Source organism: Acidithiobacillus sp. (genome assembly GCF_049965315.1).
Taxonomy (GTDB): domain Bacteria; phylum Pseudomonadota; class Gammaproteobacteria; order Acidithiobacillales; family Acidithiobacillaceae; genus Acidithiobacillus_B.
Genome location: NZ_JBMFWL010000043.1, coordinates 1 through 12,835 on the forward strand (window position 1 = coordinate 1; position 12,835 = coordinate 12,835).

14 protein-coding genes are annotated in these 12,835 nt (G+C 63.2%); 7 read left to right on the forward strand and 7 right to left on the reverse strand.

Features of this window, described 5'->3' with window-relative positions:
• The first annotated feature begins 178 nt into the window (after window positions 1-178).
• On the forward strand, window positions 179-754 hold the full coding sequence (locus ACP5MM_RS09135; protein WP_427932073.1) for a cytochrome b/b6 domain-containing protein: 576 nt from the start codon (window positions 179-181) through the stop codon (window positions 752-754).
• Between the two features lie 28 nt (window positions 755-782).
• Here ACP5MM_RS09135 and ACP5MM_RS09140 read toward each other — a convergent pair whose 3' ends face one another.
• On the reverse strand, window positions 783-1,199 hold the full coding sequence (locus tag ACP5MM_RS09140; RefSeq protein WP_427932075.1) for a ComEA family DNA-binding protein: 417 nt from the start codon (window positions 1,197-1,199) through the stop codon (window positions 783-785).
• Window positions 1,200-1,225: 26 nt separating this feature from the next.
• The gene (locus ACP5MM_RS09145) at window positions 1,226-3,346 is read right to left on the reverse strand and encodes a UvrD-helicase domain-containing protein (RefSeq protein ID WP_427932077.1); all 2,121 of its coding nucleotides are present in this window, start codon (window positions 3,344-3,346) and stop codon (window positions 1,226-1,228) included.
• Between the two features lie 130 nt (window positions 3,347-3,476).
• Here ACP5MM_RS09145 and ACP5MM_RS09150 point away from each other — a divergent pair, with 130 nt between their 5' ends.
• Complete coding sequence (locus ACP5MM_RS09150) at window positions 3,477-4,403, forward strand: DnaJ C-terminal domain-containing protein (protein WP_427932079.1); 927 nt, start codon at window positions 3,477-3,479, stop codon at window positions 4,401-4,403.
• 26 nt (window positions 4,404-4,429) lie between these two features.
• Window positions 4,430-4,720, forward strand: a complete 291-nt coding sequence (locus ACP5MM_RS09155) for a chaperone modulator CbpM (protein WP_427932081.1) — start codon at window positions 4,430-4,432, stop codon at window positions 4,718-4,720.
• Window positions 4,721-4,768: 48 nt separating this feature from the next.
• On the opposite strand, the gene ACP5MM_RS09160 is transcribed toward ACP5MM_RS09155, so the two are convergent.
• From ACP5MM_RS09160 to ACP5MM_RS09170, 3 genes are all read right to left on the reverse strand, one after another.
• A complete protein-coding gene (locus tag ACP5MM_RS09160) occupies window positions 4,769-6,679 on the reverse strand; it encodes a sensor domain-containing diguanylate cyclase (protein ID WP_427934462.1) in 1,911 nt (636 codons plus the stop codon).
• Between the two features lie 84 nt (window positions 6,680-6,763).
• Window positions 6,764-6,907: a hypothetical protein gene (locus tag ACP5MM_RS09165; RefSeq protein WP_427932085.1), complete on the reverse strand. Its 144-nt coding sequence runs from the start codon at window positions 6,905-6,907 to the stop codon at window positions 6,764-6,766.
• A 147-nt stretch (window positions 6,908-7,054) separates the two neighbouring features.
• Window positions 7,055-7,789: a 2OG-Fe(II) oxygenase gene (locus ACP5MM_RS09170; RefSeq protein WP_427932087.1), complete on the reverse strand. Its 735-nt coding sequence runs from the start codon at window positions 7,787-7,789 to the stop codon at window positions 7,055-7,057.
• 355 nt (window positions 7,790-8,144) lie between these two features.
• Between ACP5MM_RS09170 and ACP5MM_RS09175 the strand changes: the two genes are divergently transcribed.
• From ACP5MM_RS09175 to ACP5MM_RS09190, 4 genes are all read left to right on the forward strand, one after another.
• Window positions 8,145-8,690: an acyloxyacyl hydrolase gene (locus ACP5MM_RS09175; protein WP_427932089.1), complete on the forward strand. Its 546-nt coding sequence runs from the start codon at window positions 8,145-8,147 to the stop codon at window positions 8,688-8,690.
• 303 nt (window positions 8,691-8,993) lie between these two features.
• Complete coding sequence (locus ACP5MM_RS09180; protein ID WP_427934464.1) at window positions 8,994-10,175, forward strand: lysozyme inhibitor LprI family protein; 1,182 nt, start codon at window positions 8,994-8,996, stop codon at window positions 10,173-10,175.
• A 19-nt stretch (window positions 10,176-10,194) separates the two neighbouring features.
• Window positions 10,195-10,884, forward strand: coding sequence for an ankyrin repeat domain-containing protein (locus ACP5MM_RS09185; RefSeq protein ID WP_427934466.1), 690 nt, complete (start codon window positions 10,195-10,197; stop codon window positions 10,882-10,884).
• Window positions 10,881-11,558, forward strand: a complete 678-nt coding sequence (locus tag ACP5MM_RS09190; protein ID WP_427934467.1) for a hypothetical protein — start codon at window positions 10,881-10,883, stop codon at window positions 11,556-11,558. Before ACP5MM_RS09185 ends, ACP5MM_RS09190 begins: the two co-directional genes overlap by 4 nt.
• A 179-nt stretch (window positions 11,559-11,737) precedes the next feature.
• On the opposite strand, the gene ACP5MM_RS09195 is transcribed toward ACP5MM_RS09190, so the two are convergent.
• Together ACP5MM_RS09195 and ACP5MM_RS09200 are read right to left on the reverse strand one after the other, a co-directional pair.
• Window positions 11,738-12,205, reverse strand: coding sequence for a hypothetical protein (locus ACP5MM_RS09195; RefSeq protein ID WP_427934469.1), 468 nt, complete (start codon window positions 12,203-12,205; stop codon window positions 11,738-11,740).
• Between the two features lie 219 nt (window positions 12,206-12,424).
• On the reverse strand, window positions 12,425-12,835 hold a 411-nt coding region (locus tag ACP5MM_RS09200; protein WP_427934471.1), incomplete at its 5' end, for a GGDEF domain-containing protein.

Genomic DNA, 12,835 nt, shown 5'->3' on the forward strand with positions numbered 1-12,835 from the left:
TCGACCTCAATCCGCCATCTCCTCACCCCCATTCTCTTTCATCCTCTGGGGTGGCGCGAGTCGCAATGTGCGTTAGAGTGCGGGCCGTGGCACCGCTGAAAGCGGCTTCAGGGCGGTGCCCGAGGTCATAGCTAGATCAGCTTAGCATTTTTACCCCCAGTGCGGAGGAGAGAAAGCCATGACGGAAACGGGTTCCTGGTCACGGGAAAGCCGCTGGCTCCATGCCGGCATCGCCTTTGGTGTCACCTGGCAACTTTTTTCCTCCTTATGGATGACACCGAGCTGGGCAAAGGCCGAGTACAACACCCTGGGCGGCATCCTCTTCAGTCTGCATGCCTGGATCGGCTTGCTGACCGCTTTGTTCATTCTTTGGCACTGGCTATGGCTGGCCAGCGATGGAACAGCGCGGCGCCAGCTCTTTCCCTGGCGCGGACCCTGGGCCCTGGTCCTTGCCGATACCAAAGGGCTGCTTCGTGGCCGCCTGCCTCCCACCGGGCCCCGTGGCGGGCTGGTAGGCTTGGTCCACGGCCTCGGCCTGCTGGCGGTGACCTGGATGGGACTGACGGGCGCCGCCATTTTTTTCTTCCTGCCCCAGGGGGGCACCCCGCCCGGAGCCACCTTGCACAGCCTGGTTCCCCTGCACACGCTCCTGGCCAATATCGTCTGGGCTTACTGGATAGGGCATGTGGGCATGGTGGCCCTCCATGTCCTGCGCCGCGACCAGATCTGGAATATCTTTCGCCTCTGGGAGTAACTCCCTGGCCGCGCGCCGCAGCACCCAGCTATGGTCCGGGGAAAGGATGTCCGTGCTGGTCTACCCGACGCACGTGGCCGGCGCTGTCGCGGATCACCCCGGCCAGACGGGGCTGGTCTTCCGTAGACTGACAGCGTTGCGTCGCGCTTTGGGTGGCCGCCGCCGGCGCCCCGGCGGCGCTGCCCGGCCCTACCGTCACCTGCCCCCGCAGCCGCTCCAGGAGCTTGGGACCAATCCCCGGCACCTGCCGCAGATCCTCCACCTGCGCGAAGGGGCCATGGGCCTGGCGATAGGCAATGATGGCCTGCGCCTTGGCGGGCCCAATGCCCGGCAGGCTATCCAGGGCTCCACCATCGGCAGTGTTGATGTCGACCGCGGCACTTGCCCAGGGCGAAAAGGTCAAGGCCAGCCACAGCAGAAGCGTTTGCCATCGAGTCCCCGCCATACCACCACCCTCCGTCCCGAGACGCCTCAAGCCAAGCGCTCCAGCCGCGCAATGCCCAGGGCCAGCCATTTCACGCCGCTCGGAAAGCGGACCTGGATACGCCCCTGACGGCCATCGGCCTCATAATCCAGCACCACCCCTTCGCCGAACACCGGATGCCGGATCCGGCAGCCCAAGGGATAGGGGATATCCGCGCCGACCGTGCGGGCAGGCGCCGCCGGACGGCTGATCTTCGCCCGCGGCCGCAGATCCTGCAGGAATTCGCCGGGCACTTCGCGCAAAAAACGCGAAGGGATGGTCTGCCGCTCGCTGCCGTGCAGGCGCCGCGACTCGGCATGGCTGAGGACCAGCACCCGCATGGCCCGGGTCATCCCCACATAACAGAGCCGCCGTTCCTCGGACAGGCCCTGGGCATCTTCCAGCGCGCGCTGGTGGGGGAAGAGCCCTTCCTCCAGGCCGGTGAGGAAGACCAGGGGAAACTCCAGGCCCTTTGCACTGTGCAAGCTCATGAGCTGGACGCAGTCCTCCCAGGCGTCCCCCGCGCCCTCGCCCGCCTCCAGGGCCGCATGGGTGAGGAACTCCGACAAGAGATTGCCGGGTTGGGCGGCGAGATCGCTGCCCGGCCCCTCGGCGGACCACTGCTGCTCATAGCTCCGCGCCGCCGTGACCAGTTCATCGAGGTTCTCCAGCCGCCCTTCGGCGCGCTCGCCTTCGCGGGCATGCCAGGCGCGCAAGTCCGTGCCGACGATGACCCCCTCCATCTTGCCGGCGAGGGTGACCGCAGCCAGCTCCCCGGCCAGGCGATCCACCAGATTCAAGAATTCATGGACCTTTCCTTGCCCCAGGGTTCCCGCCGCCTGCCATAGGGACAAGCCCTGCGCCCGTGCCGCCGCCCGCAGGCGATCCAGGGTCACCGTCCCGATCCCCCGCGCCGGCACATTCACTACCCGCTCAAAGGCCGTATCATCATGACGATTGGCCAACAGGCGCAGATAGGCCAGGGCATCCTTGACCTCGGCGCGCTCGAAAAAGCGCAGTCCCCCGTACACCCGATAGGGGACCCCCTCCCGCACCAGCGCCTCTTCAAAGGCCCGCGACTGGGCGTTGGAACGATAGAGGACGGCGCATTCCGCCCGCTTCCCCCCCGCCGCCAGCCATTGCTGGACGCGCCCCACCACATAGCGCGCCTCGTCCACCTCGTTATAGGCGGTATAGACCTGCACCGCCTCACCAGCCCCGCGCTCGGTCCACAGGGTCTTGCCCAGACGGTCTGGATTGTGGGCGATCACGGCGTTGGCGGCCTGCAGGATAGCCTCCGTCGAGCGATAATTCTGCTCCAGGCGCACCACCCGTGTGGCCGGAAAATCCTCGCCGAAGCGCAGAAGATTCTCCACCCGCGCACCGCGCCACGCATAGATGGCCTGGTCGTCATCCCCCACCACGAAGAGGTTCTGATGCTGGGCCAGGGCCTTGAGCCAGGCATATTGCACGGCGTTGGTGTCCTGGAACTCATCCACGAGGACATGCTGGATGCGGCGCTGGTACTGGGCGAGGATCTCCGGTATCTGCCACAGGCGCAGGGCATAGAGCAGGAGGTCGCCAAAATCCACCAGACCGGAACGGGCCTTGGCGCCTTCGTAGGCCCCATAGACCTGCGCATGAATCACGGCACCGCGTCCTTCCTGGGTACGCACCTGTTCCGGCCCCCAACCCTCGTCCTTCCAGCGCGAGATACGCGCGGCCATGGCCCGCGGCGGCCATTGTTTCTCGTCCAACTGCGCCTCGCGCATCACCCGGCGGATGAGACGCAGGCTATCCTCGGCATCCAGCACCTGAAAGCCCTCGGGCAAGTCCAGGGCAGCGTGGTGCAGGCGCAACAGGCGATGGGCCACGCCGTGGAAGGTCCCCATCCACAAGGGCCGCAGATCCAGGCTGACCATCCTGCCCAAACGCTCGCGCATCTCCCGCGCCGCCTTGTTGGTGAAGGTCACCGCCAGGATCTCCCCCGGCCACACGCCGCCTTCCAAGAGATGGGCGATGCGGCTGGTCAATACCCGCGTCTTGCCGGAACCGGCGCCCGCCAAAACCAACGCCGGACCCGCCGGGGCAGTCACCGCCTCCCATTGGCGCGGGTTCAAACCATTCATCTCTTGCACACGGACTCCTCCTGGCGCCCACCCGCGCCACCCTTGAAAATAAGGGCGAGCGGCCCCATTGTTGGGGCATCGCCTTGCAGTCGGGCGACCGCCTGCTATAAGCAATGATAAGGGGGACCGGGTGGAATACAAAGACTATTATCGGATTCTGGGCGTTGAGCGCGGCGCCGATGCCAGCGCGATCAAGGCCGCGTACCGCAAGATGGCACGCAAATATCATCCCGACGTCAGCAAGGAAAAGGACGCCGAGGAGCGCTTCAAGGATCTGCAGGAGGCCTATGAGGTCCTCAAGGACCCGGAAAAGCGGGCCGCCTACGATCAGTTGGGAGCCAATTGGCGACCGGGCCAGGATTTCCGCCCGCCACCCGGCTGGAACCCGTCGGGAGCCTCCCACGGCGGCCCGGATCTGGGCGGCTTCAGTGATTTTTTCGACTCCCTCTTTGGCGCACAGGGCCGGGGCGGATTCCGCTCGTCGGGCTTTCAGGCCCATGGGGAAGACAGCGAGGCGGCCATCAGCATCAGCCTGGAAGACGCTGCGCAAGGCGCGCAAAAGAACATCACCCTGGAGATCCCGGCCCTGGGGCCCGATGGGCGCATGCACCGCCAGCCCAGGAACCTCCAGGTGCGGATCCCCAAGGGCGTCACCGAAGGGCAGCGCCTGCGCATTGCCGGTCAGGGTGGGCCGGGCATGGGCGGCGGCCCCAATGGGGACCTTTACCTGCACATCCGCTTCCTGCCCCACCCGAAGTTCCGCGTGGAGGGCCGGGATCTCTACCACGATCTGCACGTCACGCCTTGGGAAGCGGCCCTGGGCGCCAGCGTCGAGGTGCCGACCCTGGAGGGCGCGGTGCGCATGAAAATTCCGGCGGGCAGTTCCTGCGGCAAGAAACTGCGCCTGGGAGGAAAGGGCTTGCCGGGCCCGGGCGGGAAATCCGGCGGAGATCTTTACGCCATCCTCCAGATCGTCGTGCCCAAAACCCTGAGCGAAAAAGAAACGGCCTTGTTTACCCAGCTCGCCGAGGTTTCCACCTTCCACCCGCGCCGTTGAGCGATGACCGTTGAGGAGCAAAGCGCATGGCACCGACACCCATTCCTGTTTTTGAAGCGGAATTACTGGAGGAGGGAGGCTTTTCTCTGGACTTTTCCCATTTTTGCGCCGTCCTGCAGTGCCCCGAGGGCGAGGCCGTCCAACTCGTTCGCTACGGCGTCATCCATCCCAGCGGCAGCGGCCCGCAACACTGGCGTTTTCGCGCCCTGGATCTCTATCGGGCCCGCCTCAGCCGGCGTCTGATCCGCGATCTGGAACTGGACCTGGCCGGTGCGGCCCTGGCCGTGGAGCTGCTCGAACGCCTGCGGCAACCCTAGCCGTTGGCAAGATCCGGCTGCGGGGACCTGGGAATATGGGGGTGAACCCTAGCCTTGGGCGCCGGCCTGCGCATAGACCACCACCTGGTTGCGCCCTCCCTGCTTGGCGGCATAGAGGGCATGGTCGGCGGCGCGCAACAGGGCTTCGGCATCGCGCACGCCGTCCTGCAGGCTGGCGATCCCGACACTGACATGCAGGCGTCCTTGCGCGCCGACAGGCAACGGCACCGTCTCCATTCCCCGGCAGATCCGTTCTCCCAGGGCCCGCGCCCCGGCCGGTAGCGTCTCCGGGCAGATTACCAGAAATTCATCTCCACCGATGCGGCATAACACATCCTGCTGCCGCGCCAGCCCGCGCAGGGCCATGCTGAACTGGCGCAGGACCTCGTCACCCAACTCGTGGCCATGGTCATCGTTGATTTCCTTGAATTGGTCCAGATCCAGCAACATTACCGCCAAATCCCCCCCATGACGCTCCGCCACGGCCCACTCCTGCTGCAAACGCTCCACCGCGTAACGGCGATTGCGCAGGCCGGTCAAGGGATCGGTCAGGGCGGCCTGGCGCAATTCGCGATTGCTGTGGGCCAGGCTAGCGGCGAAGCGGTGCAGCTTCTGCCATTTCCGCTGATGGGTGCGATGGCCTTCCTGCAGACGCGACACTACCTGGAGATGGGCATCGAGGACCTGGCTGGAGAGGGGTGCCACCTCATAGGCATCCAGGCCTGCCTGGAAGGCGGCCAGCAATTGCCCTTCGTCCAGGGCAGGACCAACGCCAAGGACATAGGGCGGCTCCGCCCAGGGCGCCGCACGCAGCGCTGCGCAGTCGTTGCGCGACAGCGTATCCGGCAGGCGCCAATCCACGATGATCATCTGGGCCGGCCGCAGCGGATCGAAAGTCGTAGCGCCAAGGGGCGATTCGACCACCAGCACCTCATGGCCATGCCGGATCAAGCCCTCCGGGAAGCCATCCCCGCCCTCCCCGGGCGCAGCCACCAGCAGGATCGCCATATTGCCAAAGACGCTTTTCGCCGGACCAGCGGTATCGGCGCCAGCCGCCGCGGGCACCATGGGCGCAAATGGGGCAACGATGGGCACCACCTCCTGCAAAAGGCCGCTCCATTCCCCCCAATGCTGCAGCAAGTCCTCTCCCAGGGCGAACAGCGACTCTCTGCTCACCCCCAAGCGCCCCGCCAAGGCCAGGGCCTCCTCCTGCCCTTCGCGGCCAGCGGCGGGGGATGACAGGCACAGGCCACTCACCACATCCGCCAGATGGAGCATTTGCGCCACCAGCACATGGCGCTCGGCGGGCAGGCCGCCATCAAGGGCGACATTGCTCTCCTGAAAATAAGCGGCCTCCACATAGACCTGCGGCAAGCCCCAATCCTCCAGCATAACCGCCGTCAATTCATCATGATCCGCGCCAAGCTGCTCATGCTCTTGCTGGCGCAGCCAGTGGGGATCGGTCGCCTCCGGCGCGGCAAGCAAGGCCGCATAGTCCTGCGGGTAGAGGGAAGCGAGGGCCAGCCGCCCCACCTGGCTCAACAGGCCCACCGTAAACATTTCGTCCACGGGAGCCATCCCCAACCGTTTCACCAGGCGTTGGGCCACCAGGCCCGCCAGCAATGAGCGCGTCCAAAATGCTGCATAAGGAAAGGTAGGACATGGCCGCCCCGGATCGCTCATCAGCGACAGGGCCAGGACCAGGCGTTTGACCTGCGCAAAGCCGAGGATCAGGATCGCCTCGCCAACGGCCACCACCGGCCGCCGTTCGAAATGAATCGCGATATTGGCAAGACGCAGGAGTTTGCCCGTGAGAGCGGGATCGGACTGAATGACCTGGGCCAGATCGCGGCTGGTCGTGTTTTGCGCATCGATGAGGCGCGCTACCTCCAGGGACACGCCTTTGGGGGAAGGTAGACGTCCCGTTTTCCGCAACTGCTCAAAAATCCGCCGATCCATACCGCCTCCATCAGACCCCTCACCCCACCGAAGGAAGCGGCCGCCGCCCAAACGGGCGGGCTTTCCGGATCCCCGCTACGCAGACTACGCCGCCCGTCGCTGGACATCGTGCTCGCCATCGGGTGGCCGCATTTCATCCCGGATCCGGCCCATGACATCGTTGTTCCAGGCGAAATCCGCCCCCGGCAGGATGCGCCGCAGAACCACGGCCAAAGTGCCCGGGAGCAAAAAACCACCTCCCGAACCCACCGTTTCCCAGCGTATTGAGCATACACGCCGTCGACGCAAAGCAACAGAAGCCATGCCGTCGCCAAATCGGAGTAAAGCACGGGGGTCCGGATGATCGCTATCGAGGCAGTGGGGATGAAGGGCTGTCTACCCCGCCAGCGGATAACCGTCGGCATCCTTTCCCCGCAGGCGTCGCCAGCGCACCTGCCAACTCATCCGGTTGATGACCACGATGAATACCTTGCGCAACCGCCCAGGAGGACAGGCCACCGGCCGCACGGCGTGCCAGGAATGCTCCGTGCGCTGAAAAAGAAAGCTATTGTTCCCGATGACCGGAGAGGCGGCCGCCTCGCGGAATTCGTCAAAGTCATGGGCGGAATGGGCGGTAAATTGCCCGCCATCATCCAGCACCAGGGTCTGGCCGCCCCAGGCCGGATCCCAATCCTCCGCCGTGTTGAAGTAGAAGATATGGGAGCCGATCTTGCGGCGGGCATCCGTATGGGGAGAAACCGATGCCCCTTGGGGAGCGTAATGCCAATGCATGGTCAACACCACGCGCTCGCGCCGGGACAATCCATACAAGCGGTGCAGAAAAGACCCATAAGCCTCCCCTTGCAGCTCGGCGATGAAGTCTCTCCAGGCAGCGGAAATGGGCAAACCGGGGCGATACTGCAAGGCATAACGGTCGTGGCTGGCTTGCCGGTGGCCCCGCTTACGGCCAAACTCCTGCGCGCAGAGGGCGACATCCGGCAAGGATTGGCGCAACCGCCCGTAACCCTCATCGGTGAGGAAGTGCTCCACGCTGATCCACGGGAAGGGGCGGCGTTTCTGGAATAGCTCGGCATCCATGGCCTCGCTCTGCGCAAAATCGATATAAGGCATGCGAGATTCTCCTCAAGATCTCTGTAAAAACATCGGGCCGGCCAGACCGCCGGCGATTTGGCATCTATGCATGTTGAAACCGCATTATATCATTGAAACTATAGTCCACTTTGGTCCCCGCCCAAAGTACAGCCCATGCCGGCCCGGTTACGCGCTCACGGGAACCGGGATGATGACGACGGGCATCGCCATGGCCAGGCGAAGCCGTTTTCGCGCCTTCGTGCCTACCGGGACAAAACCGCCTCCCTTGGGTACACTAATAAAAAGGGGTTATGGCATATCCCGCCTTGGCGATGCCGGCAGCAATCCCAAGTTTTCGATAATTGTTCGTTCCAACAAGAAAAAGGAGAATCCCATGCGACATCCGTTCCTTTCCCTGCGCCGACCCATGCTGCAATCGGGATCGCTCATCGCCTTGTTATTATTGGCCCCGGCAGCCCAGGCCGTTCAGATCATGGGGAATAGCGCCCCCTATTTGCGTGTCGGAGCGGGCGTATTCAATCTGGTCGGGGCCGTAAACACTTACGGATACAATCACAGCCCGGCGGAAATCAATGTCGAATACCAGACGGGCCACAAGCTGTATGGTATCGGCTTCGCCTGGGGTCTTCTGGCCAACAGTGATGGCGGCGTCGATGGCTACGGTGGTCTTTATTCCAACATCGCCCTGACTCACCACTGGATACTGACCCCCCTGGCGGCGCTCAGCGGCTATCGCCAGGGTAACAGCAAGGATATGGGGAGCACCTTCCTCTTTCGCCTGGAGCTAGACCTTGCCTACCAACTGGATAACGGCAGCCGGGTAGGGCTGGAAATGGCCCATCTGTCCAATGGCGATCTCTACGCCCGGAACCCGGGAGAGAACGAAGTCCTGCTGACCTACGCATTTCCCCTCCATTGATCTGCGGACGGATCGATGGCGTCCGAACGGACGATAAAAATCGATGCAGGGAGGCGCCTTGGCATGCCCGGACGGATTCCTCCTCCGGGCAGCTCGGCGCCGGAGCCCGCTGTCCAGCAAACGGCTTAATCCCCCAGCCCGACGTATTCGGGTGCGTCACCGCCGTCATTTTTATGGCACTTTTAGACCTAATTTTTTTATCTTTATTTTCATGCTTTTGGAATTCTATAGAGTGATTTTCGGCCATATTGTGCCACCCTAATGGCTGTGCTTGAATGAAGGCAGCAAGGAAGGGAGCGCAATATGCCAATCGGGATATTTCAAAGGTCCGCAAAGGCCCCTTCCCGTCTCGACACTCCATCCCTGTCCATCCTCTGCATCATGGTCCTTGCCGCCGGCACGGTCCCGGCGGACGCCGCTTCCTTCGACTGCCGCAGGGCCGGCACGGTCCCCGAAAAGGCCATCTGCGCCGATCCCCGGCTTAGCTTCCTGGACGAGCGGCTCAACAAGAACTACAGGACCCTTACCCTGCTGATGGAACAGGCGGGCAACTACACCCAATCGCTCAAGGCCGTAGAAGAGCGTCAGGAGAAATGGCTCACGGAGCGTAACGCCTGCGGCGCCGATGCCTTCTGCATCGCCAATGCCTACGGCCAGCGCCTTGCGGAGATCGGCTACTGCTATCTACCCGACCAACCCGCCAAGCACTCGGGGGCCGGCCCGGCCCCCGAGTGCGCCGACCTCCGCCCCGCCTACCGCTCGGCGCAAGCGTCCGCCTGCGCCTACCGCGTGGACGTGACCATGTCCAACAAGGGTGGCGCCTGCGGGCCCCAATGGACCGTGGTGGATCCCCGATCGATCGGGCTAAAAAATAAATATTTTCACAACAAAGACTCGGGATTCGATGCCATCCTCTTGCGGGATCGCCAAAGCGGCCAATATTTACTCGCCTTTCGCGGCACCGATGGTCTGACGGCCATCAACGACTGGCTGAACAACGGCCAGCAAGCGGTCGGATTGGTTGCCAAGCAATACGAACAAGCGCGGGATCTCGCCAAGGAACTGCAAGACAAGCTGCCCAGGAACAGCGTGATCGAGACGACCGGCCACTCCCTGGGGGGCGGGCTCGCCACCACCGCCGCTTTGCAATTCCACGCGCCAGCCACCGTCTTTGATCCCGCCGCCCTGCACCCGCGGGTCGCCCGGAAATTGGGGCTGAACTATGACGAGGCGGGGCGATTGGCCACCGTCTATGCGGTGCAGGGAGATCCCTTGACCGCCGTTCAGGACAGTCCCCTGCTGCCTTTGCCGACTTCTCCCCATGCCATGCCCAACCCGCTGCCCTCCGCCCCGGGCCGCCGGATTCCCCTCGATCCCCCTCCGCACACTGCGGTTGAGGGCGTAAATCCCTGGTATTACCACGATATCGACATCCTCCTGGAAGCGCTCCGGCGCCGGGCTTCCGGGCTCGGGTGTTCCCTGTAGCGGCCCTTAGGAGAAGCGCATGCCCAAATGGCTCATCATCCTCGTCGTCACGACCCTCCTGGCGGCGGGCGCCCTGCTGTCCCGCCACTTCCTCATGCCCTGGGACAACCCCAACCCCGACAGGGCCCTGCTCGACGCCCTCCATACGGGCAACCTCGCCAAGTTCCGACACCTGCTGGCGAGGGGCGCCAACCCCAACGCCCATCTGCCAGACAAAAATGGCGTCATGTGCGACGCCACCGAGCCCGGCAAGGAGGCCTTCCTCCAGGCCGCCATCGCCCATGGCGGCAATGTGAACCTCTATACGGACGTGTCTCCCATTTTCGCCACCCCGCTGAACTGCGCCATCAGCAACGAAAACCACCGGGCCTTCCATACCCTCCTGGACCATGGGGCAGACCTCAATCTGCCGGGCTGCCCCACCTGTGGTTCAGGGTCGGAGAGGAGGCCGCTGGATGTCGCCACCAACCTTGATAACTGGGATATGGCCCTTGAGATATTGAAACGCTTCGAGAAGGCGGGGGGGCTTCCCCGGGACCAGGTGGACGGAGTCATTCATGACATCGAAAATTTCTACCTGGGCGAAGGGGGCACGGCCTACCCCCAGCGCGAGCAGGTCATCGCCTATCTGCGCGCCCGCGGCTACACCGTCGGCCCCGCGGCCACCTATCATCGCCCTCCCTCCACCCCCACCAGGAGTCTGCCATGAATCCATCCCCCCCTGCCGTTCGCACACCCCAACCGCCCCGCTGGCGGGTCGCCCTGGAACTCTGGGGCAACCTATCCTGGTCGGCCCTCCTGTACCTCTTTCTTCCCGCGTTGGCAATGGTCTATGCCTGGTACGAGCTCTTCCTCCTCTATGCCCGCCACAACAGTTCCGGGGGGGCAGGATACGCATTGTTCATCATCTTCCTGGTTTATGTCTTGCCCTTTCTCGGCTTGTTCCTGATCAGCGCGCTATCCTTCTCCTCTTTCCTCCTGTGGCGCCGCTATCCCACTTATCGGCCCTTTCCCTGGCGGGGGCAGCGCTGGGCCTTCGCCGTCGGGGATACGCCCATTACCTCCCGGCTTCCCCTCTTCATGGCCGTACCGTTGTGGTGGGCCTTTACCTGGCGCATGGCCGTGTTGGTGCTGCTGGTGCTGCTGGCCTGGCTGGGATTGATCCCGATGGGGCCCGAACTCTCCTACCCACCCCTTCCGCCAGACCACGTGCTGTTCTTGCTCCAGATGCTCACCCCCGTCTGGCACAATCCCCAGGCGGCCATAAACCTGTGCGGCCTCGTCCTGCCGCTCCTGATCGCATTGGCCTGGGTCGCGACCTACTGGCTGCTGCGCTGGCCCTGGGGCAAAACCCGCCTGACGGTGACTCCGGCGTGTGGATGATGGTAGGCGCTTTTTCGGCGCCTTATCTGCCAGAATGAGGGTCACAGCGTGTTTTTATGTGGAATAATAATGGCTTATAAACGGTTAAATATGGCGCATGGCGGCGTCAGCAATAAGGCCCGCCATTGCTGACGGGCCATTTTTCGAATGGTGGATTTTCAACAGTGGCAGAGCGCATGTCATGGCGCGTTTTTGTCCACCTTGATGCGAATCAGGGTGTTTGCCTCACCGCCAAAGTGACTGTTGGAATAGGTGAGAACACCCTCATTTTTGTAAAAAGCCTCCATGTGATAGGAATCGCCACCAAAGTAAAAGGGGATGAATTGCTTTCCCGTTATATGGCTGGACGTATGATTTGGGGGGCCGATCAGATCTTCCACCCGACGCCTGGACATGCCGATTTTGAGCTTGGCGAACTCGCTGTTCGGCGCGGGATTGCCGGCGGTTTGTCCCGCTACGGGACTATTCTCCGATTGCGCTTGCTTATTATCATTGGTCGAGCTTGGCAATGAAGATGCCGCGTTGGGCTGTGGCGTTGCTGTGCTTCCTGCTGTTCCATACCCCTGCGAGGCACAACCGAACAGCATGGAAGCAAACAATGCTGATGATAGCATTCTGATTGTTTTCATAGACGATTGTTGTTGCATGGTGACCCCTTCTGTTCCAGAGTTGCGGCCTAGCCCGATCCGGCCGATCGCTCTGCTACATAGGCGACAGACCATCCGGCGTCAACCTGCTCTGTTTCCGTCAATCTCCTCCATAGGAAGAGCGGAAGCCGAGGCAATGCCTGCATGGCCCAAGGGCTAGTGGGAGAATTCCCTGCCACAGGCCTTGGGATCCGGATTCACGCTACTGGCGGCCGGGCGTCAGGCAAGGCTTGCTTTCACCCGATTCCTCCCTTCCCGTTTGGCGGCATACAGGGCGGCATCGGCCGCTGCCAGGCGTTCCTGCGGGTCTTTTCCCGCCAGCAAAGGCGCCATACCCACCGATAGGGTCATGGCTAGGCCATCTTGGGTGGCAAAGAGATGCGTGGCCACCGCCTGACAGATCCGCTGCCCGGTAGGCAGGGCGTTTTCCCGCAGGAGGCCGGGGAAGATCGCCACAAACTCCTCGCCGCCATAGCGATAGAACCCATCGTATGGCCGTAAGGTTGCACGCAGGACACGCGCGATTTCGCGCAGAACTTGGTCGCCAAGGGAATGACCATAGGTGTCATTGAGTCGCTTGAAGTGATCGATATCCATCATGGCCAGGAAAGCCCGCCCTCCCCGCTCCAC

What these genes read in the sequence shown, in the direction of transcription:
- ACP5MM_RS09135 (WP_427932073.1), top strand. Translation starts at nt 179, where the DNA reads ATGACGGAAACGGGTTCCTGGTCACGGGAAAGCCGCTGGCTCCATGCC.
- ACP5MM_RS09140 (WP_427932075.1), bottom strand. Translation starts at nt 1,199, where the DNA reads ATGGCGGGGACTCGATGGCAAACGCTTCTGCTGTGGCTGGCCTTGACC.
- ACP5MM_RS09145 (WP_427932077.1), bottom strand. Translation starts at nt 3,346, where the DNA reads ATGAATGGTTTGAACCCGCGCCAATGGGAGGCGGTGACTGCCCCGGCG.
- ACP5MM_RS09155 (WP_427932081.1), top strand. Translation starts at nt 4,430, where the DNA reads ATGGCACCGACACCCATTCCTGTTTTTGAAGCGGAATTACTGGAGGAG.
- ACP5MM_RS09160 (WP_427934462.1), bottom strand. Translation starts at nt 6,679, where the DNA reads ATGGATCGGCGGATTTTTGAGCAGTTGCGGAAAACGGGACGTCTACCT.
- ACP5MM_RS09170 (WP_427932087.1), bottom strand. Translation starts at nt 7,789, where the DNA reads ATGCCTTATATCGATTTTGCGCAGAGCGAGGCCATGGATGCCGAGCTA.
- ACP5MM_RS09175 (WP_427932089.1), top strand. Translation starts at nt 8,145, where the DNA reads ATGCGACATCCGTTCCTTTCCCTGCGCCGACCCATGCTGCAATCGGGA.
- ACP5MM_RS09180 (WP_427934464.1), top strand. Translation starts at nt 8,994, where the DNA reads ATGCCAATCGGGATATTTCAAAGGTCCGCAAAGGCCCCTTCCCGTCTC.
- ACP5MM_RS09185 (WP_427934466.1), top strand. Translation starts at nt 10,195, where the DNA reads ATGCCCAAATGGCTCATCATCCTCGTCGTCACGACCCTCCTGGCGGCG.
- ACP5MM_RS09190 (WP_427934467.1), top strand. Translation starts at nt 10,881, where the DNA reads ATGAATCCATCCCCCCCTGCCGTTCGCACACCCCAACCGCCCCGCTGG.
- ACP5MM_RS09195 (WP_427934469.1), bottom strand. Translation starts at nt 12,205, where the DNA reads ATGCAACAACAATCGTCTATGAAAACAATCAGAATGCTATCATCAGCA.